This window comes from Pseudoalteromonas lipolytica (assembly GCF_001306915.1).
GTDB lineage: Bacteria > Pseudomonadota > Gammaproteobacteria > Enterobacterales > Alteromonadaceae > Pseudoalteromonas > Pseudoalteromonas simplex.
The window spans coordinates 183,631-209,399 of record NZ_LJTC01000008.1 but is presented as its reverse complement, the minus strand read 5'-3'; the positions used below and the strand labels follow the sequence as shown (position 1 = coordinate 209,399).

Sequence of the window (25,769 nt, the reverse complement as noted above, 5' to 3'; positions counted from 1 at the left end):
GCCAGAACATCTGCAAAATTAATATTATGGATAATAATTCCTGACGGAGTAACATTTAAAATGTTTAGGATTTTTTGCTTTCTATTATTCTCTTCTCAGCTTGCTGCTACTGAAGTAGAAAACGAAATAAACAAAGTTTTTCAAGGCTTTACAACAAAAGCCGAGGATATAAGCGCAACGATAAGCTTAGGTGTTATTGAAATTGCACCAAACGAAACGTCAGAACAGGCTGCCAAAAGAGTCGACTTACACCTTTATGAAGCAAAAAGAGGCGGCAGAAATACTGTCTTTTCTTAACTTTAATAGATTCAAATTAAATTTAAAAACCGTTATTAAGCTCAAATCCAAAGAACCAACCCTAATGGATTAATCAAAATGAATTACCACTAAAAACAACCTTTAAAAACACAAAACGTACTTTATTTAAACAATTACCTTGGACTATAGTTACTAAGTTAGTGACTAAATACTCACTATTACATACCAACATGTCGGTAATTATTACCATGGAGAAAGGGATGAATCGTTTAAAACGAGTAGGTAGTATTATTTCATTGCTATTGCTTTCTGGGTTTACCCAAGTGAACGCATCTGAAATAGATAGAAGTGTTTTACCAATAGCCGCACCAGAGTTTCAAGGAAAGATTGGCAAAACGTTTGAAAACTCTAAACAAGATTATCCACAACCAATAAAAGCACCAAAAGGTGCACCTAATGTTGTGGTTATTTTATTAGATGATTTTGGGTTTGGTCACCCAAGTACTTTTGGCGGCCCAATTCCAACCCCATCAATCGATAAACTAGCCAATGAAGGTTTAAAGTTTAACCGCTTTCATACCACAGCTATTTGTTCGCCAACACGCGCAGCTCTTCTTACTGGTAGAAACCACCATCAAGTTGCCATGGGAACAATTACTGAGCTTTCAACAGGCTACCCTGGCTATCATAGTGTTTGGCCTGATGAAACTGCGAGTATTGCCCAGATTCTAAAAGAAAATGGTTATAACACAGCGGCTTGGGGTAAATGGCACAACACTCCAGACTGGGAAACCAGCCCTATTGGTCCATTTGACCATTGGCCGACAGGCCTAGGTTTTGAATATTTTTATGGCTTTCAGGGTGGTGAAACTAGCCAATGGGAACCGCAATTATTCAGAAACACCACACCGGTTGAACCACCTAAAAAGCCTGAGCAAGGTTATCATTTAACCGAAGACTTGGTTGATGACGCAATCAAATGGATGGGGCAACAAGAATCTATCGATAGCGAAAAGCCGTTCTTTATGTATTTTGCAACAGGCGCAACACACGCCCCGCTTCATGCACCACAAGAGTGGAACGACAAGTTTAAAGGTCAATTTGATCAGGGGTGGGATAAAGTTCGCGAAGAAACATTAGCTCGGCAAAAGTCGCTTGGTATAGCCCCACAGAATACTAAACTTACAGAACGACCTAAAGAAATAAAAGCATGGGACTCTCTTTCTGCTGACGAGAAAAAGCTATTTAGCCGTCACCAAGAGGTGTTCGCAGGCTTTACTGCGCACACAGATTATCATGTTGGTCGATTACTGGATGCGGTTTCGCAGTTACCTGATGCTGATAACACCATGATTGTTTTTATCGCTGGTGATAATGGCCCAAGTGCTGAAGGCAGCGTCACTGGCACACTTAACAATATGATGACGCAAAATGGCATTGCCGACACAATCAAAGGGCAACTAGCTAAAATAGATGAGCTAGGTGGCCCGCTGCACGAGAACCACTTTCCTGTTGGCTGGGCATGGGCAGGCTCAGCACCATTCCAGTGGATGAAACGTGTCCCTTCACATTTTGGTGGCACCCGAAATGGGCTTGTTGTGTCATGGCCTAAATATATTAAAGAGCATGGTGGCTTGCGCTCACAGTTTCATCACGTGATTGATATAGCACCAACCATACTTGATGCAGCCCACATTCCTGAGCCTAAAGTTGTTAACGGTGTAGAGCAAACGCCGATGGCTGGTGTGAGCATGCTGTACTCACTGAACGATAAAGATGCTAAAGGCAAACGTACGACTCAGTATTTTGAAACCGGTGGTCATCGTGCTATTTATCATGACGGTTGGGTGGCTGCTTCGTTTCATGGAGTACCATGGGCTTTGAATGGTTCTGTTGGTTTCGATAATGATAAATGGGAGCTTTACAATATTGAAGAAGACTTTTCTGAAGCTGTTGACTTATCTGCTAAATACCCAGATAAATTAAGAACTTTAATTTCAATTTTTGATCAAGAAGCGAAAAAATTTAATGTTTACCCATTAGATGACCGCTTTGTTGAACGTGCAACTAATCCTGAACGCCCCAGTGTAACCAAAGGAAAAACTCAGTTTACTTATTTAGCTGGTACTAATCGTATCCCTGAAGGGAGCGCACCTGCTGTTTATGGCCGTTCGCATTCTATTACGGCAACGTTTAATGTACCAAAGCAAGGTGTAGAAGGTGTATTAGTTGCTGTAGGAGGTTCAAGCGCTGGCTACAGCTTATATGTTGAAGACAGTAAACCTGTTTACGTGATGAATTTCTTTAACGAGCACCACTATGTTGTTAAATCTGAACAAGCTTTACCTACTGGCGAGGTCACGCTTACCCTTGAATATACCCAACAAGGAAAAGCACCTAACGGCGGCCAAGCGACACTGATAGTAAACGGTAAAAAGGTTGCCTCTGGCAAAGTGGATAAAGTGCCTCCGGTTCGCTATTCAGCCACTGAAACGCTTGATGTTGGTCAGGATCTTGGCTCAACAGTTACCCGAAGCTACTACGATAAAGCACCATTCGCTTTTACTGGTCAATTACATAAAATTGAATATGTTTTGAAGTAAATAACTAAATTAAAAGGTGTGCTGCAGCACACCTTTCACTTTATGAAAACAAGACTAGGTGTTATTTAATTTGTAGTAATACGTAACCGCTCAACTGGTCTCTCATCTATAAACACGTGAATTGCAGCCGTAACAAGTGCAATTACACAAGCACTCCACCAAACGACATCATATGATCCTGTTAAGTCGTATAGATAACCGCCTAGCCAAACACCACTGAATGAACCAAGTTGGTGACTTAAAAATACGATACCGTAAAGTAACCCCATATGTGGCAAACCAAAAAGCTGTGCTACGAGTCCGGAAGTTGGCGGTACAGTGGCCAACCATAAAAAGCCTGTTAAGATTGAGAATAAAATTACTGATGTTTCAGTCATTGGTAAAAGCATAAATAGCGCTATAGCAATAGCTCTCAGTGCATATATAAGCGTTAATAAATTCTTTTTAGAATACTTACCAGACCAAGCCCCAGAGACCAAACAGCCGAAAATATTAAACAAGCCAATAAGAGCTAAACTTGCTACGGCAACGTTTGCGGTAAAACCTCTGTCACTTAAAAATGCTGGCATATGTACTGTAATAAACGCTAATTGAAAACCACATACAAAAAAGCCGATCACTATTAACCAGTAATGTGGATAGCTGAGTGCTTCATTCAACGCTTCTTTCACTGTTTGCTTTGCAGTGATTGGTTGTGACATTTGTTCAGGGTCTGTATTTTCTTTAAATACCCCAGCCATTAAAGCCATTAATAATGCACCACCAGCTAATAACATTAGAGCATTACTCCAGCCATAAGCTGCAATAAAATCCTGTGCAACGGGAACAAATATTAATTGCCCTGCGGAGCCAGCAGCACTCCCTAAGCCAAGTGCAAATGCTCGCTTATCCGGAGAAACCATTTTTGCCATAGCAGGTAAAACAACGCCAAACCCTGTTGCAGCAATACCCATCCCCATAAGTAAGCCTGCACCCAAATTCAAACTCAATATGGAATTTGATGATGCTGTTACATAAAGACCACCCGCATATAAAAGCGCGCCAACAATGACTGTTTTGCATGTTCCATATTTATCAGCGAGTGCTCCTGCAAAGGGTTGTGATAAACCCCACCATAAGTTTTGTAAAGCGAGTGCGAAAGCAAAAACTTCTCTACCATAACCAAATTCATCAGAAATCGGGGCCATAAAAAAGCCCATTGATGATCTCAGGCCAAAATTTAATGATAATAAAATACAAACAAAGGCAATAGAAAAGCTCAAAAGCTTGATGGGGGCAGACATATTAGTTCCTCTGTATTCTGTTAATTAGTCTTATTCTTTAGCAACATAAACAAACGCAGTGCACATTTGGCCATTTTCAAGCTTTACACTTGTTTCAACACGATGATAATCACTGCCTTCAAATTCATCCAAAAACTCCCAATGTTTAGTTAAATGTGATGAACTAAATATTTGCCCTCTAATTTCCTCGCCCTGAGGATCTAGACTCAGTGCAGGGCAGCCCATTTCGACTCCCCACCCAACATTTATGTAACGACCAAATACAGAAGCATCTGTGAACTTACCGCCAATGTTAGTTAGTATGTGTTCATTTGGATAACCTTTACGAAGGGTGCCGTATATAAATAATGATTCCATCTGTTTCCTCTTAAATTAAACTCTCTTACGTTTTATAGCCAAAACACCAATTAAAACTAAACACATACCCAACACTTGCAACAAAGTGATTTTTTCATCAAGTAATATCCACCCTAGAATTAAAGTCAAAATAGGCCCTAAAGTACTTACAAGTACAGACCTTGCCGCTCCTATATATTTAATAGCGCTTGATTGCAAAAAGACAGGGAGAACAGTTGAGAATAAAGCCATCATAAAGCAAATTGTATAAATTTTAGTAGGTTGGATTAGGCTCTCTATTGGTAATTGAATAAAAAAATGTAGCTGAACGGCAAAAATAGATACAAACATAGCCAATAAAGAAAACCGCATTGCGCCTAGTTTCTCAATCATTGGCTCTGAAAAAGCTTGGTAAAATGCGTAGCATAGCGCAGAGCCAAAGACTAAAGCAGCGCCAAGCCAAATGCTGTGACTACCTCCAGCAAATTTGAAATCACTCAAGCATGCGCAAACAACCCCTAATGTGCATAGCACTGTAGGTACAACCAACCGCTTTTCAAATTGTTTACCCAGAAATAAAATCCCCATAAAAATCGTGAGGATGGGATATGAGAATAAAATAATGCGCTCTAATCCTGCTGAAATATACTCTAGGCCCATAAAATCCAAAATTGATGCGCCGTAATAGCCGGCAACACCGAGCAAAATAAGTAAAAGAACTTCTTTTTTAGTCAATGAAAAGCCTGTTTTTAAGCTTGAATAGCCAATAAGAATAAATAAAGGGAATGAAAAGAGCATTCGTAAACTAAGAAGAGTAATAGGTTCAACATTAGCAATTAAGTAAGCTTGTTTTACAAATATTGCCTTTAGAGAAAAACCTGCAGCAGAAAGAATCGCTAAGATAATACCGATTTCATTTCTTGTTAAACGATTTAAACCCACAGAATTTCTTTTTCATTGTAAAAAGTGACGCTACAATGCCACATAACTGCTCAACATTAGAATTGCTAATTAACCAATAAGAGTTCGTTAATAACGAATGGTAACTTAGAATGAAATTTGATCTTACTGACTTAAAACTATTTATCGCTGTGGTAGAACAAAAGAACTTAACTCAAGGAGCTAAGCAAGTATTCTTGGCACCATCATCAGCGAGCCATCGAATTAAACTACTCGAAGATAATTTAGGTACTCAATTATTGGAGCGTCAACCAAGAGGTGTGTCTGCTACAAAAGCAGGTGAAATCGTTCTTCGATATGCCAAAAGAACATTAGCTACGTTAGAGCAAATGCAATCTGATATTGCTCCTTTTACTAAAGGTGCATTATCGCAAGTAAAATTATGGGCAAACACCAATGCTATTCATACATACTTGCCAGAAGATCTTGGGACCTTTTTAGAAAATAATCAGGGTGTTAGAGTTGCTTTAGAAGAACACACAAGCGAAGAAATAATTACAGCCGTAGCACAAGGAGAAGTTGAGTTAGGGATCGTCGCTGAAAATGGCCTTTATGATAATGTGGAGTTTTATCCTTATAAGAAAGATCGATTGGTCATCATTGTTCCAAGCGAGCATTCTCTTGCTAAATTTAGCAAAATACAGTTTTCTCAAGCTGTCAGTTTTCCATTTGTTATCTTGAACGAAGGTTCTGCAATCCATACTTTTATGATGAATAAAGCCGCAGGCCTAAATTGCCATCTAAATATTCGAGCGCAAGTTAAAAGTTTTGATGCTGTATGTAGAATGGTTGGTTCTGGTGTGGGCATTGCTTTATTGCCATATGATTCAATAGGCTGCTGGCGCTCTTTAGATATAAAAATCATAGAAGTGGATGAAAAATGGTCAAAAAGAAACTTAACTCTTTGCATTAAAAAAGGTGCACAAATTGGTGCGCTATCTAAAGTTTTATTTGACCATTTAAGAGGAGAGCCATAGCTTGGTCGCTACTTTCTGTGTACAAGCAGTAACCCTATAATTGATAAGCCCATACCTAACAACATTGCAAAACTGATTTTTTCATCAAATAAAATCCATGCTTCGACAGCTGTGAGTACTGGTACTAAATAAAAATAGGATGCTACCTTTGTCGATTCTCCATTTTTTATCATAAACATAAGCAACAATATGGCCGTTACAGACACACCAACCACAAGCCACAATATACTAATAATAAAAGGTGCGTTCCAAGTCGGTGTGTTTGGCTCGTATAAAAATGACACCACTCCCATCACGACAGCAAGGGGAATATATTGAAAGAAAGTAGATGCAAAAATATGCCCATCACTTACCGCTTTCTTTTGATACATTGCACCAACCGTCACACCTGTTAAACCAAAAAATGCTGCAAGTAGACCAATTAAACTTAATTCACCTCCTAATTTAGTTGGCGAAAGCACAAGAAAAACACCTAAAAATCCGACTACAATCCCTAGCCATTGCAACTTCTTTAACTGCTTGCTTTGTATTATTGATGCCAGCACCGCCGTTAACACTGGTTGTAAACCCGTAATTAATGCCACAACTGATGCAGGAAGCCCTTTGTTAATTGCGAAAAAACAGCCACCTAGAAAAAAGGTTTGCAGAAAAAGCCCTACTATTAATTGCTGTTTAACGCTCTTCAATGAAGGAAACTTAACCTTTAGCACAACCGATAAAAATAAAAAAATAACACATGAAAATAGCCCTCTAAAAAACAGTAAGTGAAATGGACCACTATATTGAAGCGAAAATTTTGCGCCAACAAACCCTGTACTCCATAAAAAAACAAATACCCATGGTGCTGCAACAAATAAGATAGGTTTCCAGTAATTTGGAGATGCCGAATAAACATTTTCTTGAGACATTGATCCACCTCTGACTCATTGAATTGTAAGGACCTAACTAGCTCAAAAGCAGTGGAAGGTGTAAGATGGTGGCACTATATAGCAGTCAAGATAAGCGTAAAATATGGGCATTTATACTGTGATAAATAGTCATAGGCTAAACATTTTATGACGACTAAACACGAAAACTTAAAAACCTTCCTTACCAAACACCGTGCAAAAATAAACCCTGAAGATTATGGTTTTACCAGTGGAAGAAGGCGTGTAAAAGGGCTTCGTCGAGAGGAAGTCGCGCAATTGGCTGCTATAAGTGTCAGTTGGTACACTTGGTTAGAGCAAGGACGAGAAATCAGTATATCGCGTGCAGCTATTAATCGCATTGGCACAGTATTAAAACTAACTAACGATGAACAAGAGTATTTAAACGCGATTGTTTTCGGGAATAAACCTGCTCTAGAAGAGCAAGAGGAAGTGTCGGAAGAATTAAAAGCGCTAATTCGTGCACTTGAACCGAATCCTGCATTTATTCGCAGAGAAAATATGGATATAGAGTACTGGAATGAGGCGGCTTCCAAAAAGATATTCGATTGGTCTACCCTTCCTAAAGCTGATAGAAACTCATTAAAGCTTATGTTCTTAAATGATGAGTATAAGCGACGTATTCCTCAATGGGAGCAGGCAGCAAAAAACACCATTGCCTCATTCCGCTCTTACTTTGCTTTAGCTACAGACAAATCAGCCTTTAAAGCCGTCTTAGACGATCTTAAATCTCGTAGTGAGTTGTTTTGCCAAATGTGGCAAGACTATGAAGTAAAGAGAATTCGGGAAGGAGAAAAGTCTGTGCTAGATGACAAAGGAACACTTAGGCACTATAAATATGTATCATTAAAACCCGAACATTATTCTAATACCTTTGTTATTTACTATATTGAAAGTAAAGAAAAATTATCAAACCCGTAGCTTAATCAATATGACTATTAATACTACAAATAATTGAGCAAATTGAAATTAGTCTTGCTACTCGTTCTAGAAAGTACAACTTTTCTCTGTTTCTAAAATATATAATCCGCAATATGACAATAGTCATAATTCTGTCATTTAACTGATCAATAATTGACGCTAATTTAATCACCTAACGTAATGAAGAAGTAATGGACAGTGCCTTGGTGCAACTTTCGTTTGCACTCCCCTCTAGTGAAGACCCTTTATGTGCTGCACTTGCGCATACTATGGAATACGAACAATTGCATTTTGCGGCTAATGAGCAAAAGCGTGTTGTGTTTTGTTGTGTGCTACCAGATGATGCCCATGAAGGCGATGTGATCTCTATCAGTGCAACCCGCCCTGATGCGCGCGAATCGGCGTATTTTACTGCACACACTTTAACGCAACACGATCTAGAACAGCACGTTATAATGCTTACCTTAGAAAACGTTACTCACAGTGGTGAATTTGTATTGCAATTAATGCTACACGGCTTGCATGCAACACTTAAAGACAGCGCCCAGTTTGATGTCAGCATTGCAGCTAGCACATCACCAGAGCTATTAACTTCTGAGCAAGCTAAAAACCAGGGCTTACGCCATTACATTAGTAATATTGGCGCAAGCTTTTTAGCCTTTTTCTAGGGCCTAGTCAGCAAAGCTAATTTTACCCATGGTAATATCGGGGATCCCTTGCTCGGTATTACCAAAGCGTTGTTGCCCACCCGACAGACATTCGTTCGCTAAAATAGCAAATAACACAGCTTCTTTTGCATCTGGATTAATCCCCAACGAATCGGTATTTTTTATCTCAGAAAGCGCTGGGCAATTAGCCAAAATAATGTCCATTAATAATGGGTTATGGACCCCACCACCACTGGCGTATACAGCCACATCGGTCAAACCTTCGCTGCATTGGTTAATTGCTTTAGCAATCATTGCTCCTGAAAACTGCACTAAGGTTGCCATCACATCAAAGTGCGATAAGTTCTGCGTATTCGAGCGTGCTTGTGCTGCAGCTAAATAGTCTAGATTAAACACTTCTGGCCCGGTGGTTTTTGGAAACCCTAAAGCAAAAAATGCATCATCACACAGCGCTGCGAGCAAATCTTCGCTTACCGTGCCTTTTGCTGCAATAGCGGCATCTTTATCATAATGAAGTGGTGTAAAATAACGCTGCACATAAGCATCCATAATGGTATTGCCGGGGCCTATATCAGAGCTAAAAACTGCTCGTGCGTCTGCCGATTTAGGTAAATAGGTTAAGTTTGCAATGCCGCCCATATTAAGCAAAATACGGTTTTCGCTGGTGCTTGTGAAATACAAGTAGTCACCATATACCGCAAGCGGCGCACCTTCACCACCCGCTGCAATGTGCTTTTGTCTAAAATCAGCTATGGTTGTAATACCTGCAGTCACGGCTAAATGATCGCTGTCACCAATTTGTAGTGTTGCATTGCCATATTCTGCACGCTTGTGTTGGTTTTTAGGGCAGTGATAAATAGTTTGTCCGTGACTGGCAATCACATCAATAAGTTCTTTTGCTACTCCCCAGCTGGCTAACGTTTTGGCAACCATTTCCCCATGTAATTGGCCAATCCAAGGATTGAGTAAAGTGACTTCTTCAAGGTCACATTCGCGTTTGGCGAACACTCGCTTTACACGCGTTTTATAATCATCGTCGTAGTCGACCGTCGTAAACTTTACTACTTCGACATGAGTATCCATGCCTTGCCCTGATACTTCGCATAGCGCAATATCAAGACCATCTAATGAGGTGCCACTCATTAGACCAATTATTAATTTTCTTTCTTTTTTTGCGCTTAAATACAGTTTTTCAATATGTTGATGCATAAATAAATCACTTAAAATCAGCTTATTAGATGTAAATAAGCGGGTTAACGGCTTGGAATAGTTTATATTTTAAAATAATAGATTTAAAGAATAATTATTGCAAAGACTTTTAAATTGCTTTAAAACTGTACCGGTGAGCTCCCCAAAAGGAGAGCACACAAGCATCATAACAAAAAGTATGACTCATTAAATTAACTAAATGGTCTAGGTCAGACACCAACCTGCGTTGATTTAAATGATAAAACGCAAGGGAATCATCATGAAAGCAAATACATCAACAGGGCATCGCTCGCTATTGCTGCTATCACCTTTAGCTCTCGCTGTAAGTTCAGTAATTAGTTATGCACACGCAGAGCAAAGCACTGAAGCAAAAAAACCTGAAGTGATCACCGTAACAGGTTCACGTATTCAACGTACTGAGCTGGTCTCAAGTAGTCCTGTAGTGAGCGTTGATGAAGCACAAATTCACCTAGACCGTGCAGTGAACGTTGAAGATATTACCGCGAAACTGCCACAAGCTGCGGCCGGTGCCAACAGCACCGGCGCCACAGTCGGTGACTCATTTGGCTCATCAACGATTGATTTACGCGGCCTTGGTCAAAACCGCACATTGGTACTTATTGACGGCACTCGCGCGGTACCATTTAGTTTTCGTAACTCGGTTGATGTAAATACTATTCCAGCCGGGTTAATAAAACGCGTTGATGTATTAACAGGTGGTGCAGCAGCGGTTTACGGTGCCGATGCGGTAGCCGGTGTTGTTAACTTTGTTTTAGACGATGATTTTACTGGCGCTGAATTCTCAACCAGTTACGAAAGTGCCGACGGCGGTAACGAAAAGCTTAACTTTGAAGCAATTTTTGGTGGTGATATCGCCGACGGTCGCGGCCACGTCACTGGCTATATTGGTTACACCGAACGAAAAGAGCTATTAGCCGGCGAGCGTGACTATGCGCTTGAAAACTCAACGGCAATGATCAACAGCGGTGGTTATTATACTGACGTTGCCTCTGGCAACAGCATCGGTATTGCTGATTCTGGTGCTGTAACAAGTGAGCGTCAAACAACTGATTTCACAGCTGACCGTTATTTAACTCAACCGATGGACCGTTTTTCTGCGGGCTTATTATTTGACGTTGATGTAAGCGACAGTGCCATTGCCTATGGCCGCGCAATGTATTCTAAAGTGACCGTAAATGGTGCGGGTGCCAGTGGTCAAACACCGATTTTTGTAAACGAGCAAGTGACCCTCACGCAAGACAATGCGTATATTCCAGATGAACTACGCGACCAACTTACGTTTGATAGCGAAGGCAATGCCCTTGTTAATGTTGAACGTAACCTAGGTTTAGGCGTGCAACACACCGAAGCGGTGCGTGATTCAATGCAATTTCAACTGGGCTTAAAAGGTGATTTAACTGACTACTTACGTTATGAAGTATATGGTCAGTACGGCAAAACGGACGAAGTAGCCACCATTTACAACAACGCATACCGCAATGATAACAGCGGTAATAGTCGTTTTGCTGCCCTTGCAAATTCAGTCGATATTTTTGATCCCAACCATGATTTCAGCGACTTTAGCGATCCGCTGCTTTATACCACTCGCGACCGTACTCAAAGTGTCATCTCAGCAACACTATCGGGTGATTCTGGGTTCTTATTTGAATTACCAGCCGGTGCTATCGATTTTGCAATCGGTTACGAATACCGTAAAGAAACCGGTAAACAAACACCGGGCGATGCATTTAGGAACGGCACCAGCTTTGCGTCTATCAGCGCATTTGATATGGATGCAAGCTTTAGCTCTGAAGAGTTCTACGCTGAAATTTTAGTGCCTATCTTAGTTGATAAACCGTTTGCTGAAGAGCTTAGCTTTGAAGGTGCCTACCGTATTTCTGATTACTCAAATACCGAAGCAGAAGACACTTACAAACTAGGTATCAACTGGGCAATAAACAGCGACATTCGTATTCGCGCCAACCGCTTAACCGCATTTAGAGCACCTAACTTAGGTGAGTTTGCCAGCCCAATCACAGCGCTCTCGTTATCGTTATTTGACCAAAATAGCGACCAGTTTGTGCCACGACTAGCAGGGCGTTATAACGGCGATCCATGTTTACTGGGCACCGGTGATGCGGCTCAATGTGCTGCGTTTGGTGCGCCGCCTGTTGGCACCGAGTTTGATTCAAGTACCGCAGAGTACACCTATGGTGGTAACCCGAATATTAAACCTGAACAAGCCGAATCAGACACCTTAGGCATTGTTTACACACCTGGCTACTTAGAAGGCTTTGATTTATCACTCGATTACTACAGTATTCGTGTTACAGATGCGGTAAGCCAAATTCAGCCAGGTGCGGCACTACAAAGCTGTTATGTTGATGACCCGAATCCGAACAACCCATTGTGTGGTGCGGTACTTCGCGATCCAAACACGGGGTTTATTAGCACAGCCATCGTTAATGACTTTAACTTAGCCGCCATTGAGCAAGAAGGTATCGACGTTGCAGCAAATTATGTGATTGATGCACCAGAGCAAATGGGTGGTCGTTTTAGATTCTCGTACCAAGGTAACTTTGTTACTAAACAAACCCGTCAAAACAACAGCACAGTGCCTGAAGTTGACTGTAAGGGAACTTACGGCAGCGCCTGTTCGGGTGACTTTGCGAGCATTTTACAAGCTGACTACAAACATCGCACAAGCATTGATTGGCAGTTAGATAACATGAACTTCCAACTTGGCTGGCGCAGAATAGGTGAAGTAGAGTATGCTGTCGACCGTTCAGAAACAATCTCAGCACAAAATTACTTAGATTTTGCTGCTGCATGGCAAGTTAACGAGGAACTTGCTGTTAACTTTGGTGTCGATAACTTATTAGATCGTGAACCACCAACACCTGAGGTAGGCGCAAACCACTTTAACACCGTGAGTGATTACAGTGTGATTGGCCGTTCAGTCGGTGTTTCACTGAGATATGCCCCAAGCTTCTAATTAATCCTACTGTTTTAGCTACACAGGATTGATCCCCTCAAGCGCACCCTGCCCGGTGCGCTTTTTTATTTTAGAAAGTACGAATATATCCAGAATAAAAAGGGACAGCGCATAGATTGTTGTTTAAGATATAAGCAGTAAAACTGCAAGGAAGGTGTTATGCTCAAATCAATAAAGTCAAAAATTCCATTTATTTTCCTAATCAGTATTAGTCTTTTTTGGGGCATTTATTATCAGGGAAAGCATCCACTAAATGACTTTGGCAAAGCAAATTTTGAATGGTTATACCTGCTTGATGCACTGATAGTATTACCTGTACTTTGCTTAATATTAATTAAAAATAAGAAAGAAGCGGCTTTTAAAGCATTGATGATGTGCTCACTCGCTATTTTAGTGGGGAGTTACATTATTCCCGAACAAAACAAATTTTTAATGAATTACTTAGAGCAAGGTCGTTACGGGCTTTTAGCTTTGATTGTAATTTTAGAGCTAAGTGCTCTCATTACTGTGTACCTGGCAATAAAATCCGCTTTAAGCCAGCAGACAGATCCTGATATAGCTATCGAACGGCCAATTAACAAGCTTTTCAAACAAAGTGCTATTGCAAACTTTTTATGTTTCGAAACACGGATGTGGGCTTTCTTTTTTTACGCTAAACACATTAAACCTAGTTATTTCACTGGTGAACAGCATTTTAGTTATCATAATAAAGACGGTGCACAAGCTAACTTACTTGGCTTTATTTTTATTATCTTATTAGAACTGCCCATGATGCACTTCTTCATACACTTTGTGTGGTCATCAACAGCAGCAAACATAATCACTGGTTTAACTATATTTAGCCTTTTATTCTTCATTGCAGAATACCGAGCAGTTGCAAAGCGCCCTGTTTCTATTAGTAAATCGCAACTCATTATTCGCTATGGGCTCTATCCTGCTTACAATATTGCTTTAAAAAATATCAAATCCATTGATTTAAATACCGACTTTATTGCACGCGCTCGTTCAATCAAACGTTACAACTACTCTGGCTACCCGAATATTAAAATTAAGCTCAATGAACCTATGGGTGATATTAACACTGTTTTCCTGGGGCTAGATGACCCTCATCAGTTTATAAACGCAATGAACAAGGAACAAAAACATGCCATTTAACGAACAAGAACGCAGCGCGCTTTTAGCACTCAAAGGTGTCGGACCAACGGTTATAAAACGGTTCGAAGAAGTTGGGATTGAATCGTTTGAAGACTTAGCTGGGTTTGATGCCAACACTATTGCTGAGCGAGTAGCGTCGATGCTGCATTCAAATTGCTGGAAGAATAGTCCGCAAGCAAAAGCGGCAATCACCGCTGCTATTACGCGAGCAAAGCAAGGCTAAAGTTCAATCACTTCGATTGCCCCGCGCTTTTGCATGGTGACATACACTTTGTTTTGCGTCTCGTTGAAAGCCAAATTCGTTGGATGCTGGCCTTTTAATTGATAGCTATTTAAAAGCTTGCCGGTAGGCGAGACTTCAAGTACCTTCCCTGCGCCATAACGAGTAATAAACACATGCCCTTGATTATTAACGCGCATGCCGTCTAGGCCATGATCAGCAAATTTAATCAAAACTTTTTTATTACTAATGTTTAAGTTGTCATCTAAGTCGTATTGCCAAACGATTCGTTGCACACTTTCGTTCACATAGAGCTTGGTATTGTCGTTATTAACCGCTACTCCATTGGTAGTCCCCATGTTTTTTTCGAGTAAATGGGTGCTGCCATCCGCATTAATACGCCATAGCTGACCCGTTTCGTTCGCCCAGTTAGGGTCACTTGCAAACAGCGCCCCACTTTTGGTGATAGCAATGTCATTGGGTTGATTCATCTTGCTATTATGGGCGAACACTTCTGCTTTATTGCTGCCAGCAGGTACTTTTAAAATATTGTGGTTAACGTAATCGGCAATAAATAAATTACCTAGTGAGTCAAACTGTAAGCCATTACCAACGCTGTCATTCGGTAACCGCACAAACAACGATGTTTTGCCCATGTTATCTACGCGGCCAATCGTTCCTTGCTGGGCATAGTTCACCGCGTATAGGGCACCGTTATACATGGTTGGCCCTTCAATGCCTTGCGTGAACACGTTATCTTTAACAAAGTCTTGGCTATCAATAGCAAAACCTAACGGTGAGCTTAAAAGTAGTGTTATTGCCAGTGGCTTAGGTAATTTCATGGGCCTGCCTTTTACTCATCTAAACTCGTGTATACCGCTAAAATGGGGTATTCATTTTCACCAAAAGATAAAGTCAGTGAGCGCTTTTCACCATCATCTAACTTGATACCTTCATCAAAAGCTAACGGGTGTAAGCGACGCCCATCGGCAAATAAAGCCATAATATGGTCTGCTTGTAAGATACGCGATCCTGATGCTTTGTTTTCAACAGTTACGACAGCTAATCGTCGGCCGCTTTCACTGCTCATCGAAACACTGTGAACAATACTAAACTCACTTTGCTTTGGATAACGTCTTGCGTCGTTTTCAAACGCAAATACGTTTCCTGGAGTGATAGGATCAACCGATAAAACACTTGTATTAGCATGCGCACTCCTTGCCATAAAACCCGCAACAAGCGTAAAAGCTATAAGAGAAATACCTTTCATATCAATTTGTTTCGCCATTTGATTATTTTTCCAGCATACACCTTTACACTATACCGTGCAAAATGGATTGTCGTTTGAATGAAATTATCATTTTCTACTCGGTAACAATTTCGCCATTGATTTCTAATTACATGCCCGCACCTATTTATTAAACAGGATTTAAAACAAATCATAGGAGATAAGTATGACTGAAATTAAAAACCGTCAGTATATTCTTGAATCACGTCCAACAGGCCCTGCAACAGAGAATAACCTCGTTTTAAAAACATCTACTCTTGCCTCACCTAAACAAGGTGAAGTTTTACTAAGAACAATTTATTTATCTCTTGACCCTTATATGCGAGGCCGTATGAGCGATGCAGAATCATATGCTGACCCTGTTGAAGTTGGCGATGTGATGGTTGGTGCGACAGTGTGTCAGGTAGAGCAATCAGAGCACTCTGATTATAAAGTAGGTGAATGGGTACTTGCCTATACTGGTTGGCAGGAGTATGCGATAAGTAATACTGAAGGACTGATGAAGTTAGGAGAAAGTCCAGATACTCCTTCCTATGCACTCGGTATTTTAGGTATGCCAGGGTTTACTGCTTATATGGGACTACTAAATATTGGTGAACCAAAAGCAGGCGAAACAGTGGTTGTAGCTGCAGCAACAGGGCCGGTTGGAGCAACCGTCGGTCAGATAGCCAAATTAAAAGGTTGTAAAGTCGTTGGTATCGCTGGAGGCTCTCAAAAATGTAAGCATGCGATTGAGAACTTAGGGTTTGATGCATGCATAGATCATAAAGCCGATAACTTTGAAGAACAGCTTAAGGACGCCTGTGATCAAGGTATTGATGTTTACTACGAGAACGTCGGTGGTCATGTTTTAGATGCGGTACTGCCTTTACTTAACACAAAAGCACGAATCCCACTATGTGGATTAGTATCACAATATAATGCAACTGAGTTACCACCAGGGCCTGATCGCCTATCTATGTTGATGGGCTTAATTCTTAGAAAACGTATTAAAGTACAAGGCTTTATTATCTTTGATGATTACAGCGATCGTTACGGTGAGTTTGCACAAGATATGCAACAATGGCTGAACGACGGCAAGATAAAATACAAAGAGCACCTTGAAACTGATTTCGAAAAAACCCTAGATGCTTTTAACGCCATGTTAAATGGTGAAAACTTTGGTAAAACCGTGGTGCAAGTTCAGCAGCCAATTTAAAAAATTAGGCGCAACAAATAATGTTGCGCCACTATTAAGGATAACAAATGATTAAATTACACCATTTAAACAAATCACGCTCTAAGCGGATTATTTGGCTGCTCGAAGAGCTTGGCGTTGATTACGACATTATTGCCTACCAACGTAATAAAGAGACATTTTTAGCACCTGATGAGTTAAAACAAATTCATCCTCTCGGTAAAGCTCCTGTGATTGAAGATAACGGTAAAGTAATTACTGAATCGGGTGCGATAACTGACTACCTAATAACTCAGTATGGCAAAGGTAAGTTTATGCCAAACCAGCAAAGTGAGAGTTACATTGATTATCAACAATGGCTCCATTTTGCTGAAAGCTCAGCAATGGTGCCTTTTTTATTAAAACTATTTATTACAAAAGATGGCTGTAAAACTAACTTCATTGCTGATTATGCCGACCATGAAATTGGTAAAATACTCAGCTATGTTAATCAACATCTGAAAGGTAGAAAGTACTTTGTTGATGACAACCTTACTGGCGCTGATTTTATGATGTCATTCGTCATAGAGAAAGTCGCTGAGTCTGGCATGCTGTCTCATTTTGCAGAAATAGAGCGGTATTTCGAGCGATTAAACACCTATGAGAGCTATCGCACAGCAAATGAGTTAGAAGCCAAATACGGATAAAGACAAGCAAAGGCATACTCCAATGCCTTCGCACACACACTTACAAAACTCCAAAGGATGAGCGTGATTACACTTCGAGACTTCGTAGAGTCAGATGCAAAACAACTTGTTGCAATTCTTAACGACATAAATGTTACACAATACCTATCAACTAAAATCCCCTCTCCTTATAGTTACGAGGATGCTCAGTGGTGGATTAATGAAGGTAGTCAAAGTCAGCTCATTAAAGCCGTTATATTTAACGATAAACTTATTGGATGCGTGAGTGTGCACCCAGGTGAGTTTGAATTTGATCGCTCAGGTGAGTTAGGTTACTGGCTGGCAAAAGAGTACTGGCGGCAAGGTATCACTGTAAAAGCTGCATCTATGCTACTCGAAACAGTATTCTCTAAAACGACAATCGCCAGAGTGTTTGCTTACGTGTGCGAAGATAATCCTGCCTCAATGAAGGTTCTGCAAAGATTAGGCTTCGAACAAGATGCAGTTTTAAAAAACGCGATGTTCAAGAAAGGACACTTATTTAATGCGCACCTTTTTTCATTGTTAAAACCTAAAAATTAAGCAAATGAGTATGCATACATTACCAAATCATTTGAATGCCCCATTAAGTAACTTTTAAAGTTTCCTAAAATAAAGTAAGCTATCCACTTCTGTAACACTTAAAGTTACCTACTAGGTTTTTACTATGCAACAACACGAAGTCACCGCCTTATTTGATCAACAAGCAGCTAATTATGATTCACAATGGCAAAACATGGCCCCCATTAGCCAGGCCTTGTATTTTATGATGACACCTTTATTCAGCAAACTACCAAGCAATGCGCATATTCTTTGCGTTGGAGCGGGCACCGGAAATGAAATTTTGCATTTAGCACAGGCCTTCCCTACATTTAGTTTCACCGCAGTCGAACCCTCGAGTGAAATGATCAAAGTATGCAAACACAATTTAACGCAAGCAGGGGTGGCACATCGCTGCCAGTTTCATAATGGTTACGTAGATTCACTTAAGAACTTGATGCCCTTTGATGCAGCGACAGCCGTGTTAGTATCGCAGTTTATTGTGGATGAACCTAAACGAGTGGCATTTTTTGCAGATATTCACAAACGTTTAAAAGCAGGTGGGTTACTTGTCAGCGCAGACTTAAGTGCTAATCAAAGTGCCAAAACTTACCCACTGCTGCTTAGTCACTGGTTAAGCGTTATGTCATCAGCCACAGTCAGTCCTGAACAAATTGAAAAAGTAAAACTAGCTTATGAAAATGACGTTGCTTTAAAAGAATCTCAAGTCATCGAAAGCATCATTGCCGAATCAGGCTTTACAGGCGTTTACTCTTTTTATCAAGCTGGCCTAATAAAAGCATTTACCGCCGTTAAAGAATAGTTTAAGCCACACACACTCGATTGCGGCCTGACTTTTTAGCTTGATACATAGCTTCATCGGCCCTTTCGATTGCCGTTTCAATATTATCATCGGCGCTTATCAGCGTTACGCCAAATGAGCCAGTAACATTAATGTGATTATCGTTGCTAATGTCGATTTTTAAAGCCTCAACGCCAGCTCTTAGCCGTTCAGAAAATGACTTAGCATCATCAAGCTCTGTTTGTGGTAAGCAGACTAAAAACTCTTCGCCACCATAGCGATATAATTGATCGTATTTTCTTAGCTGAGATTTAATGCATTTCACGAGGGCTATTAACACCTTATCGCCCGCAGCATGACCAAATTCATCATTTACTTGCTTAAAGTGATCAAGGTCGATCATTATCAGTGCGCAGCTTAGTGATTTGCGCTTACACAGCTCGTGTTCTTTTTGCAGGTTTTCTAATAAGTTCGTACGATTTGATGCACCCGTTAAAGGGTCGCGTGTGTGAAGCACTTCAGTAAACTCATCGATAAGGCAGTCAAATAACTCGCGTAATCTATCTAAATCCGCATGAAATTGGTCTAATAAGTTTACTGGAATAACAGTCTTAGACTCTTTTAACGACAACAAGACTTTCGCTCCTTGATGCATTTTTTTATGTGCAGAAGCGATTTCAGAAAAGTGAGGGTGAAGCTTTATAGTCTGATCAGGTAGCTTATTAAACCACTGCCCAAAGCGACAAAAGTTATGAGCATTATCTGCTAAGTCTTGTTCATTTGCGGGAGTATCTGCAATTAGACACCTTAATAAGTTTTTATACCATGACTGGTGCCACTCAATAGCTTGCTCAATTTCTGCAATCACATCTTCGAGCTGTGTATTTGACAATGAACTAATACCTTGTCTGTTAATTTGATGCATGGCCAATGAAGGGACTTCCGCTTTATTATTATTCTCTAAAACAGTACCTAAGGAATGTTACAAACTCAACCCAAAGCGATGTAAAGAGATAGTTTATTCAACTAAGCGGTAACCTACGGCGGGCTCGGTTAAGATATGTTTAGGGCTCGCCGCATTTTGTTCAAGTTTTTGTCTTAACTGACCAATATGTACTCGCACGTATTCAGGACGGTTAATATACTGCTCTCCCCACACTTCAGATAAAATAGCGTTATGCGTTAACACCTTATCTTTTTGCTGAAACAACAACAGTAAAATAGCGTACTCTTTTTTAGTTAGTTTGACTTCTTCAGCGCCTTTACGGACCACGTGCTTATGTGGGTCGATGTGAATATCGCCACATTGCAAAGTTAGGCTGGGTGTTGTTTGTGTGCGAAGTAGCACCCGAATGCGCGCTAGTAATTCGTTTGCACTAAATGGTTTGGTTAGATAATCGTTGGCGCCGTTATCAAGGGCGGTGACTTTTTCTGTTTCGCCGTCGCGTGCAGAAAGTACTAATACAGGGAGCAGGCTCCACTGCCTAAACTCCACCAGCCAATCTTGCCCATCCATATCGAGCAAGCCTAAATCAAGCAGCACTAAATCAAACTGCTGCTGGCTTAATAGTGCAAACGCATCAAGCCCTTTGGCGCACACACTAACTTCATGATCACTGGCTTTTAATAGTGTTTTTAAAAAACTTTGCAGAGGTGGTGAATCCTCTAAAACCAAAATATTAGCCACGACTGTTACTCCAAATTAATATAGCTGTTGCTTGCTTTGTTTGCTCATTGAGGGTTAATTCAAAGCGCCCTTGATGACATTTAGCAACCACATCGCAGATCACACTCCCTAGTCCAACACCTTCATCTTGACTCGTCTCATGCTTATTCGCAAAAGGATTGGTTAGCACAATTTGATATTCATTGTGTGTTTCAATAAATTGCATATTCGCCGAACCATCTCCGTAACGAGCTGCGTTCTCGAGCATATTGGCAAAGGCAATTTCTAGTAGGGTTTCATCGCCAAAACAGATGCTTTGTTGCTGAGCCTCGATGCTCAGTTTAAAGTTTTGTAGTTGCTGCTGACGACGAGATTTTGCCTCGCTAATTAAGGTCAAAATAGGCAGTTTTTGCCATTTAATATTCTCAGCTAACTTATTAACTTTACTGAGCTCCATGACTTTATCAAAGTGTTGATTAAGTATTTTACTTTGCTCATAAATGTTAGCAGCTTGCTCTTTGATAACCTCAGAGCTTAGTTGGATATCATCATCGGCCAACATGCTTGATGCGCCCATAATGGTCGCTAATGGCGTACGTAAGTCATGGGATAAACTGCGCAACAAGGTGTTTTTTGACCTCTCTAGCTCAGCCTGTACTTTTATCGCCGCAGATTGCTCGCGTAATAGGGTTTTTTCTTGAACCTGATACAGTAAAGAACACGCTGTATTCGCCAAAGCCTGTTGCTCTGCATTTAGCGCTTTAGCAAACGCAATACCGCCAAATTCCGCTTGTTGTTCGTTTAAATAAATAAACTGCTTTGACGCTGTTAGCTGCCAATCACACGCAACCTTTAAATGCGCGGTCATGGTTGTTAAAAACAGCTGCTTTTGCTCCTCAAGGCTATCGAGATCATTAAGCTTTTTTGCTAACTCATACAATAAGCGACTATTACTTGCATGGGCTTGCACATCGCGAACCTTAGTATTGAGCTCCCCGGCTAAGTGACTTATCACTAAACCCACAATCAACATCACCAAAAAGGTGACCACATATTCAATATTTTCGATATGAAAAGTAAAATACGGCACCACATAAAACCAGTCCGTGCAGGCAACACTCACCAAGGTGGTAAGCGCTGCAACACGGCGATTACTGCGCACCGCAACCCATGTCACCCACAAAAGCTGAAGCATCACAATATCGGTGGTTGTAAACAGTTCTCGAAATGGGAATATCACAAGCACCACGACAAGTGGCATCAACACACTTAAAAATGCGGCTTTTAAATACTGTATTTTGAATACTGACTGCATCATCTTTTCACTTATTGTTTATCCCTATTAGATTAAAGGGTTTTCAATTTTGTCACTATAAAGTTTTTATAAAGTTTTTTTATCTCGGCATAAAATCTTTATAAAGCTTTCAAGCTCTCTAGAGACTTCTGTTTTTTTGCCATTAGCATTTAGCGCGTACCCACAATAGCGAGAAAGACTATGGCTCAGTTTGCAGTAATCGGATTAGGACGTTTTGGCGTAACCGCCTGTTTAGAACTTTCAAAACAAGGTCATACAGTGTGTGCCGCCGATATTAGCGAAAGCACCGTTAATCACTATGCCGACCAACTCAGTTTTACCGTGGTGGTTGATGCCAGTGATGAAACACAATTAGCACGGCTCGATTTACCCAGTTGCCAAGCCGTATTGGTGGCCATTGGCGAGAATATTGAAGCCAGTATTTTATGTGTATTGCACTTAAAAAACTTAGGCGTAAAGCAAATTTGGGTAAAAGCCTGTACCAAAAGCCACCATCAAATACTAAGTAAACTTGGCGTTGACCGCATAATTCACCCTGAAGAAGAAATGGGCGTGAGGGTTGCGCAAGCGCTTAACTACCCAATGGTTAATCAATATTTCCCGCTTAACCAATCCACGTTTATTGTTGAACTAGGCATTGATCTGCAGCTTTCAGGTCGCAAAATTGGCTGGCTGCTCAAAGAACGTAATAGCGATATTAAACCACTCACACTACGACGTGATGATTACTTCAATACAGAGCTGACTAACGACACCGAACTGCGTCACGGCGATAGTCTGGTGCTACTGGGCTCTAAAACTTACTTAACTAAATTAGCAAAACGGTTTCGTGCATTATGATCAACTGGCAAGCCAACGTTTATCCAAAACAATTTAGCGGTGTAAAGTGCCGTAAGCGGCAAAAAATAAACCCACCTTTAGTGCTTACTATCGGCTTTATTGTGTTAATTATGCTCGGCACGGGCTTGCTTATGCTACCAATGGCAAGCACCCAACCGATCAGCTGGCTCGATGCATTATTTACGGCAACCTCTGCGGTTACAGTAACAGGGCTGGTGGTCATCGACACAGGTACTGATCTGACTGTATTTGGTCAAAGCGTGGTCATGCTGCTGATTCAAATAGGTGGCATTGGCTTTATGACCGTGGCGGTGATTTCAATACTAAGTTTAGGAAAAACCCTAGGCTTACAACAACGCTTACTCGCTAGCCGCGCTTTTGACACTAACGATTTAACCTCGGTGATCAAGGTTGCTAAGTATGTTTTAGTGTATTCATTAGTGATTGAGTCGGTGGCATTTTGCTTACTCTTTATTAGTTGGTTCGATGACTATGGCGCACTAAAAAGCGCCTATCACAGTCTGTTTTATACGATTTCGGCGTTCAATAATGCGGGCTTTGCGTTAAGTGGCGATAGCTTATCGGCATTCAAGGGCGATATAACCGTAAACGTAGTGATCACCGCTTTGTTTATCATCGGTGGTTTAGGGTTTACTGTACTGATTGATATCTACAAACAAAAGCGCTGGTCATTACTATCAACCAATACCCGCCTGGTGTTAATTGCCACCTTAGTGCTCAACTGCATCGCATTTATATTGATTTTTTTCTTTGAACACGCCAATCCCGCGACATTAGCGCCGCTATCAACGTCTGAGCAAATATTAACGGCTTGGTTTCAAGCGGTGACACCTCGTACCGCAGGGTTCAATACCCTACCGATTGATGGCTTGAGTCAAGATTCAACGCTTTTGACTATGCTGCTGATGGTGATTGGCGGTGGTTCAGTCAGTACGGCGAGCGGCATAAAACTAGGCACCTTTGTGATCCTAATTTTAGCGATGCGCAGCTATTTAAAACAGCAAACCACGGTCACCGTGTTTAACCGTCAGCTGAGCGACAAGTTAGTGATCAAGGCATTAAGCGTCATGATACTGTACTTATTTATCGCTTTTACCAGCATTATGATCATCACCAAGCTTGAACAAGGGTCGTTACTTGATATCACCTTTGAGGCAATTTCGGCACTCAGTACCGTAGGCCTTTCGCGGGGTATAACTGGGGATTTAAGTGCGCCTAGTCAGCTCATCATCATACTGCTGATGCTGATAGGTCGGGTTGGGCCATTAACCTTTGCTTATTGTTTTGCTCGCCAGCACAGCCAACCTTTGACCTACCCGACTACCAGTATTCAAATTGGTTAAGTGTACAGTTTTGACACTTTTTAGTGTTAAATTTGTGAACTTGAAAAGCACTAAAATAAGTCTACAATAATGACATATAAATATGCCATTAATCATTACTTGAGAAATAAATTGAAAAAGTCAGATGCAATCAAAAAGCTATCAGAATTTGATAAACAAGGACGTTATATTTTTACAATGTCTGATTTTGCAAAGATTTTTTTTGATGATACTAATAGGAGCTTGAGAGCGGGGATTTCTCGACTCATCGATGATGGCTTTTTAATTAGAGTTGCAAATGGCATTTTTATTTACGCTCTTGCTCAGTCAAAAGGAAGTGATACGCTGGAGCTAATTGCAAAAACAATCCGCCGTGGTGAGTACAATTACGTTAGTTTAGAGTCTGCACTTTCAGAGTATGGAATTATTTCACAAATCCCCGTTGGCAGATTGACCATTATGACAACAGGACGCTCGGGTGAATATAAAACGCCTTTTGGTACAATTGAATTTACTCACACTAAGCGAGACCGTTTAGACATTCTAAAAAACACAATGAAAACAGATCGCTCTTTGAGATTTGCAACGAAAAATACTGCTCTAAGGGATTTAAAAAGAGTTGGCCGAAATACTCATTTAATTGCAGAGGAAGCATAAGATGAAAACTGAACAAGAGAACTTTGCGCAACTGGTAAATCTCGCTATGCAAACCACAAATGTTTCTCATATGCGGGCTGTTATAGAAAAAGAGTTATTGCATTACGACATCCTATTTGCTCTCGAAAGAGGTGGATTTCTTGATAAGCTGGTATTTCAAGGAGGTACTTCTTTAAGATTATGTTACGGCGGAAATCGCTTTAGTGAAGATTTAGATTTTGCTGGTGGTAAAGAATTCAATTCACTCATGTTAAAAGATATCAAAGCATGTATTGAAAAGTATATTGGCGAAAGATATGGCCTTGAGGTGACGGTTAAAGAACCGAAAGAGTTAAAAAAAGACCCTAAATACTCAGAATTAAAAATTGATAAGTGGCAAGTTGCAGTAGTAACTGCACCACAAAGAAAGGATTTACCCAAACAAAAAATTAAGTTAGAAGTTGCCAATATTCCGGCCTACACAAAGCAGCCTTTACCACTTAATGTGAACTATGATTTTCTGCCTGATGGATACAGCGATACACTGATCTTAGCTGAAACACTCGATGAGGTGATGGCTGACAAAATAATTTCATTACCAGCCACAACAAAGTATGTGCGACATCGAGACATTTGGGATCTTGCTTGGTTGCAACAGCAAGGGGCTCAATTAGATATTGAACTAGTTAAAAATAAAGTTGCTGACTATCAACTTGAGCAATATCAGCCCATGCTCTCTCATTTAATTGATAGGTTACCCGAACTTACCACGAGCCCTGAGTTTATCGGTGAAATGAAACGCTTTTTAGATACCGAAGTATTCGATAGAACTCTCGGTAAAGAAAAGTTTCAGTTGTACTTACAAAACACCCTGACAGAGTTATTCAAGACAGTTCTGTCAAAAATGTTTACCGAAGCTAAAGAGCCTGATTTTAAAATGTAAGACC

At 40.6% G+C, this 25,769-nt stretch carries 26 protein-coding genes; 16 read left to right on the top strand and 10 right to left on the bottom strand.

Translation table 11 applies throughout. The features are described from left to right. The first annotated feature begins 60 nt into the window (after positions 1 to 60). Together AOG27_RS13200 and AOG27_RS13195 are read left to right on the top strand one after the other, a co-directional pair. Entirely contained in the window at positions 61 to 297 is a 237-nt protein-coding gene (locus AOG27_RS13200; RefSeq protein WP_200909098.1) for a diguanylate cyclase domain-containing protein, read from the top strand. A 221-nt stretch (positions 298 to 518) separates the two neighbouring features. Continuing rightward, positions 519 to 2,861, top strand: coding sequence for an arylsulfatase (locus tag AOG27_RS13195; protein ID WP_054553481.1), 2,343 nt, complete (start codon positions 519 to 521; stop codon positions 2,859 to 2,861). A gap of 65 nt (positions 2,862 to 2,926) precedes the next feature. On the opposite strand, the gene AOG27_RS13190 is transcribed toward AOG27_RS13195, so the two are convergent. Genes AOG27_RS13190 through AOG27_RS13180 form a run of 3 tightly spaced genes read right to left on the bottom strand, consistent with a single transcriptional unit; the run spans position 2,927 to position 5,422 of the window. Beyond that, the gene (locus AOG27_RS13190; RefSeq protein WP_054553480.1) at positions 2,927 to 4,144 is read right to left on the bottom strand and encodes an MFS transporter; all 1,218 of its coding nucleotides are present in this window, start codon (positions 4,142 to 4,144) and stop codon (positions 2,927 to 2,929) included. Between the two features lie 30 nt (positions 4,145 to 4,174). Beyond that, positions 4,175 to 4,501: a gamma-glutamylcyclotransferase family protein gene (locus AOG27_RS13185; protein WP_054553479.1), complete on the bottom strand. Its 327-nt coding sequence runs from the start codon at positions 4,499 to 4,501 to the stop codon at positions 4,175 to 4,177. A 15-nt stretch (positions 4,502 to 4,516) separates the two neighbouring features. After that, a complete protein-coding gene (locus AOG27_RS13180; protein WP_200909097.1) occupies positions 4,517 to 5,422 on the bottom strand; it encodes a DMT family transporter in 906 nt (301 codons plus the stop codon). Positions 5,423 to 5,532: 110 nt separating this feature from the next. On the opposite strand from AOG27_RS13180, the gene AOG27_RS13175 reads away from it, so the two are divergent. Next, the gene (locus tag AOG27_RS13175; protein ID WP_054553478.1) at positions 5,533 to 6,417 is read left to right on the top strand and encodes a LysR family transcriptional regulator; all 885 of its coding nucleotides are present in this window, start codon (positions 5,533 to 5,535) and stop codon (positions 6,415 to 6,417) included. Positions 6,418 to 6,425: 8 nt separating this feature from the next. Here AOG27_RS13175 and AOG27_RS13170 read toward each other — a convergent pair whose 3' ends face one another. Then, complete coding sequence (locus tag AOG27_RS13170; protein WP_082389271.1) at positions 6,426 to 7,325, bottom strand: DMT family transporter; 900 nt, start codon at positions 7,323 to 7,325, stop codon at positions 6,426 to 6,428. 147 nt (positions 7,326 to 7,472) lie between these two features. Here AOG27_RS13170 and AOG27_RS13165 point away from each other — a divergent pair, with 147 nt between their 5' ends. Next, positions 7,473 to 8,264, top strand: coding sequence for a helix-turn-helix transcriptional regulator (locus AOG27_RS13165; RefSeq protein ID WP_054553477.1), 792 nt, complete (start codon positions 7,473 to 7,475; stop codon positions 8,262 to 8,264). A 191-nt stretch (positions 8,265 to 8,455) separates the two neighbouring features. Continuing rightward, on the top strand, positions 8,456 to 8,932 hold the full coding sequence (locus AOG27_RS13160) for a hypothetical protein (RefSeq protein WP_054553476.1): 477 nt from the start codon (positions 8,456 to 8,458) through the stop codon (positions 8,930 to 8,932). A gap of 3 nt (positions 8,933 to 8,935) precedes the next feature. Here AOG27_RS13160 and AOG27_RS13155 read toward each other — a convergent pair whose 3' ends face one another. After that, on the bottom strand, positions 8,936 to 10,141 hold the full coding sequence (locus AOG27_RS13155) for an anhydro-N-acetylmuramic acid kinase (RefSeq protein ID WP_054553475.1): 1,206 nt from the start codon (positions 10,139 to 10,141) through the stop codon (positions 8,936 to 8,938). Between the two features lie 259 nt (positions 10,142 to 10,400). On the opposite strand from AOG27_RS13155, the gene AOG27_RS13150 reads away from it, so the two are divergent. The 3 genes from AOG27_RS13150 to AOG27_RS13140 all read left to right on the top strand — a co-directional run bounded on the left by AOG27_RS13150 (position 10,401) and on the right by AOG27_RS13140 (position 14,514). Then, positions 10,401 to 13,136: a TonB-dependent receptor domain-containing protein gene (locus AOG27_RS13150; RefSeq protein WP_054553474.1), complete on the top strand. Its 2,736-nt coding sequence runs from the start codon at positions 10,401 to 10,403 to the stop codon at positions 13,134 to 13,136. Between the two features lie 159 nt (positions 13,137 to 13,295). Next, entirely contained in the window at positions 13,296 to 14,291 is a 996-nt protein-coding gene (locus AOG27_RS13145; RefSeq protein ID WP_054553473.1) for a hypothetical protein, read from the top strand. Continuing rightward, on the top strand, positions 14,281 to 14,514 hold the full coding sequence (locus tag AOG27_RS13140) for a helix-hairpin-helix domain-containing protein (protein WP_054553472.1): 234 nt from the start codon (positions 14,281 to 14,283) through the stop codon (positions 14,512 to 14,514). The genes AOG27_RS13145 and AOG27_RS13140 overlap by 11 nt, the downstream gene beginning before the upstream one ends. Here the strand turns inward: AOG27_RS13140 and AOG27_RS13135 are convergent. Both AOG27_RS13135 and AOG27_RS13130 read right to left on the bottom strand, forming a co-directional pair. Then, positions 14,511 to 15,353, bottom strand: a complete 843-nt coding sequence (locus tag AOG27_RS13135; protein ID WP_054553471.1) for an SMP-30/gluconolactonase/LRE family protein — start codon at positions 15,351 to 15,353, stop codon at positions 14,511 to 14,513. The two genes, AOG27_RS13140 and AOG27_RS13135, sit on opposite strands and share 4 nt — an antisense overlap. Positions 15,354 to 15,364: 11 nt before the next feature. After that, positions 15,365 to 15,799, bottom strand: coding sequence for a hypothetical protein (locus AOG27_RS13130; RefSeq protein WP_054553470.1), 435 nt, complete (start codon positions 15,797 to 15,799; stop codon positions 15,365 to 15,367). 166 nt (positions 15,800 to 15,965) lie between these two features. On the opposite strand from AOG27_RS13130, the gene AOG27_RS13125 reads away from it, so the two are divergent. The 4 genes from AOG27_RS13125 to AOG27_RS13110 all read left to right on the top strand — a co-directional run bounded on the left by AOG27_RS13125 (position 15,966) and on the right by AOG27_RS13110 (position 19,043). Then, positions 15,966 to 16,997, top strand: coding sequence for an NADP-dependent oxidoreductase (locus tag AOG27_RS13125; RefSeq protein ID WP_054553469.1), 1,032 nt, complete (start codon positions 15,966 to 15,968; stop codon positions 16,995 to 16,997). A 47-nt stretch (positions 16,998 to 17,044) separates the two neighbouring features. After that, on the top strand, positions 17,045 to 17,662 hold the full coding sequence (locus tag AOG27_RS13120) for a glutathione S-transferase family protein (RefSeq protein WP_054553468.1): 618 nt from the start codon (positions 17,045 to 17,047) through the stop codon (positions 17,660 to 17,662). A 57-nt stretch (positions 17,663 to 17,719) separates the two neighbouring features. Next, positions 17,720 to 18,223 (top strand): GNAT family N-acetyltransferase, encoded by a 504-nt coding sequence (locus AOG27_RS13115; protein ID WP_054553467.1) that lies wholly within the window; start codon positions 17,720 to 17,722, stop codon positions 18,221 to 18,223. Between the two features lie 124 nt (positions 18,224 to 18,347). After that, positions 18,348 to 19,043, top strand: a complete 696-nt coding sequence (locus AOG27_RS13110; RefSeq protein ID WP_054553466.1) for a class I SAM-dependent methyltransferase — start codon at positions 18,348 to 18,350, stop codon at positions 19,041 to 19,043. A gap of 1 nt (position 19,044) precedes the next feature. On the opposite strand, the gene AOG27_RS13105 is transcribed toward AOG27_RS13110, so the two are convergent. The 3 genes from AOG27_RS13105 to AOG27_RS13095 all read right to left on the bottom strand — a co-directional run bounded on the left by AOG27_RS13105 (position 19,045) and on the right by AOG27_RS13095 (position 22,006). After that, positions 19,045 to 19,914 (bottom strand): diguanylate cyclase, encoded by an 870-nt coding sequence (locus tag AOG27_RS13105; RefSeq protein WP_161804351.1) that lies wholly within the window; start codon positions 19,912 to 19,914, stop codon positions 19,045 to 19,047. A gap of 126 nt (positions 19,915 to 20,040) precedes the next feature. Beyond that, entirely contained in the window at positions 20,041 to 20,709 is a 669-nt protein-coding gene (locus AOG27_RS13100; RefSeq protein ID WP_054553464.1) for a response regulator, read from the bottom strand. Then, the gene (locus AOG27_RS13095) at positions 20,702 to 22,006 is read right to left on the bottom strand and encodes a DUF4118 domain-containing protein (protein WP_054553463.1); all 1,305 of its coding nucleotides are present in this window, start codon (positions 22,004 to 22,006) and stop codon (positions 20,702 to 20,704) included. Before AOG27_RS13095 ends, AOG27_RS13100 begins: the two co-directional genes overlap by 8 nt. Positions 22,007 to 22,183: 177 nt before the next feature. On the opposite strand from AOG27_RS13095, the gene AOG27_RS13090 reads away from it, so the two are divergent. From AOG27_RS13090 to AOG27_RS13075, 4 genes are all read left to right on the top strand, one after another. Then, on the top strand, positions 22,184 to 22,843 hold the full coding sequence (locus tag AOG27_RS13090; protein ID WP_054553462.1) for a potassium channel family protein: 660 nt from the start codon (positions 22,184 to 22,186) through the stop codon (positions 22,841 to 22,843). After that, positions 22,840 to 24,207 (top strand): TrkH family potassium uptake protein, encoded by a 1,368-nt coding sequence (locus tag AOG27_RS13085; protein ID WP_054553461.1) that lies wholly within the window; start codon positions 22,840 to 22,842, stop codon positions 24,205 to 24,207. Before AOG27_RS13090 ends, AOG27_RS13085 begins: the two co-directional genes overlap by 4 nt. A 69-nt stretch (positions 24,208 to 24,276) precedes the next feature. Further along, on the top strand, positions 24,277 to 24,843 hold the full coding sequence (gene abiEi / locus AOG27_RS13080) for a type IV toxin-antitoxin system AbiEi family antitoxin (RefSeq protein WP_235523702.1): 567 nt from the start codon (positions 24,277 to 24,279) through the stop codon (positions 24,841 to 24,843). A gap of 1 nt (position 24,844) precedes the next feature. Beyond that, entirely contained in the window at positions 24,845 to 25,765 is a 921-nt protein-coding gene (locus AOG27_RS13075; protein ID WP_054553460.1) for a nucleotidyl transferase AbiEii/AbiGii toxin family protein, read from the top strand. The last annotated feature ends 4 nt before the right edge of the window (positions 25,766 to 25,769 follow it).

Bases quoted from the DNA above. Each gene is read 5' to 3' on its own strand.
- AOG27_RS13200 (WP_200909098.1), top strand. From the start codon at position 61: ATGTTTAGGATTTTTTGCTTTCTATTATTCTCTTCTCAGCTTGCTGCT.
- AOG27_RS13195 (WP_054553481.1), top strand. From the start codon at position 519: ATGAATCGTTTAAAACGAGTAGGTAGTATTATTTCATTGCTATTGCTT.
- AOG27_RS13190 (WP_054553480.1), bottom strand. From the start codon at position 4,144: ATGTCTGCCCCCATCAAGCTTTTGAGCTTTTCTATTGCCTTTGTTTGT.
- AOG27_RS13185 (WP_054553479.1), bottom strand. From the start codon at position 4,501: ATGGAATCATTATTTATATACGGCACCCTTCGTAAAGGTTATCCAAAT.
- AOG27_RS13175 (WP_054553478.1), top strand. From the start codon at position 5,533: ATGAAATTTGATCTTACTGACTTAAAACTATTTATCGCTGTGGTAGAA.
- AOG27_RS13170 (WP_082389271.1), bottom strand. From the start codon at position 7,325: ATGTCTCAAGAAAATGTTTATTCGGCATCTCCAAATTACTGGAAACCT.
- AOG27_RS13165 (WP_054553477.1), top strand. From the start codon at position 7,473: ATGACGACTAAACACGAAAACTTAAAAACCTTCCTTACCAAACACCGT.
- AOG27_RS13160 (WP_054553476.1), top strand. From the start codon at position 8,456: ATGGACAGTGCCTTGGTGCAACTTTCGTTTGCACTCCCCTCTAGTGAA.
- AOG27_RS13155 (WP_054553475.1), bottom strand. From the start codon at position 10,141: ATGCATCAACATATTGAAAAACTGTATTTAAGCGCAAAAAAAGAAAGA.
- AOG27_RS13150 (WP_054553474.1), top strand. From the start codon at position 10,401: ATGAAAGCAAATACATCAACAGGGCATCGCTCGCTATTGCTGCTATCA.
- AOG27_RS13145 (WP_054553473.1), top strand. From the start codon at position 13,296: ATGCTCAAATCAATAAAGTCAAAAATTCCATTTATTTTCCTAATCAGT.
- AOG27_RS13140 (WP_054553472.1), top strand. From the start codon at position 14,281: ATGCCATTTAACGAACAAGAACGCAGCGCGCTTTTAGCACTCAAAGGT.
- AOG27_RS13135 (WP_054553471.1), bottom strand. From the start codon at position 15,353: ATGAAATTACCTAAGCCACTGGCAATAACACTACTTTTAAGCTCACCG.
- AOG27_RS13130 (WP_054553470.1), bottom strand. From the start codon at position 15,799: ATGGCGAAACAAATTGATATGAAAGGTATTTCTCTTATAGCTTTTACG.
- AOG27_RS13125 (WP_054553469.1), top strand. From the start codon at position 15,966: ATGACTGAAATTAAAAACCGTCAGTATATTCTTGAATCACGTCCAACA.
- AOG27_RS13120 (WP_054553468.1), top strand. From the start codon at position 17,045: ATGATTAAATTACACCATTTAAACAAATCACGCTCTAAGCGGATTATT.
- AOG27_RS13115 (WP_054553467.1), top strand. From the start codon at position 17,720: ATGAGCGTGATTACACTTCGAGACTTCGTAGAGTCAGATGCAAAACAA.
- AOG27_RS13110 (WP_054553466.1), top strand. From the start codon at position 18,348: ATGCAACAACACGAAGTCACCGCCTTATTTGATCAACAAGCAGCTAAT.
- AOG27_RS13095 (WP_054553463.1), bottom strand. From the start codon at position 22,006: ATGATGCAGTCAGTATTCAAAATACAGTATTTAAAAGCCGCATTTTTA.
- AOG27_RS13090 (WP_054553462.1), top strand. From the start codon at position 22,184: ATGGCTCAGTTTGCAGTAATCGGATTAGGACGTTTTGGCGTAACCGCC.
- AOG27_RS13085 (WP_054553461.1), top strand. From the start codon at position 22,840: ATGATCAACTGGCAAGCCAACGTTTATCCAAAACAATTTAGCGGTGTA.
- abiEi (WP_235523702.1), top strand. From the start codon at position 24,277: ATGACATATAAATATGCCATTAATCATTACTTGAGAAATAAATTGAAA.
- AOG27_RS13075 (WP_054553460.1), top strand. From the start codon at position 24,845: ATGAAAACTGAACAAGAGAACTTTGCGCAACTGGTAAATCTCGCTATG.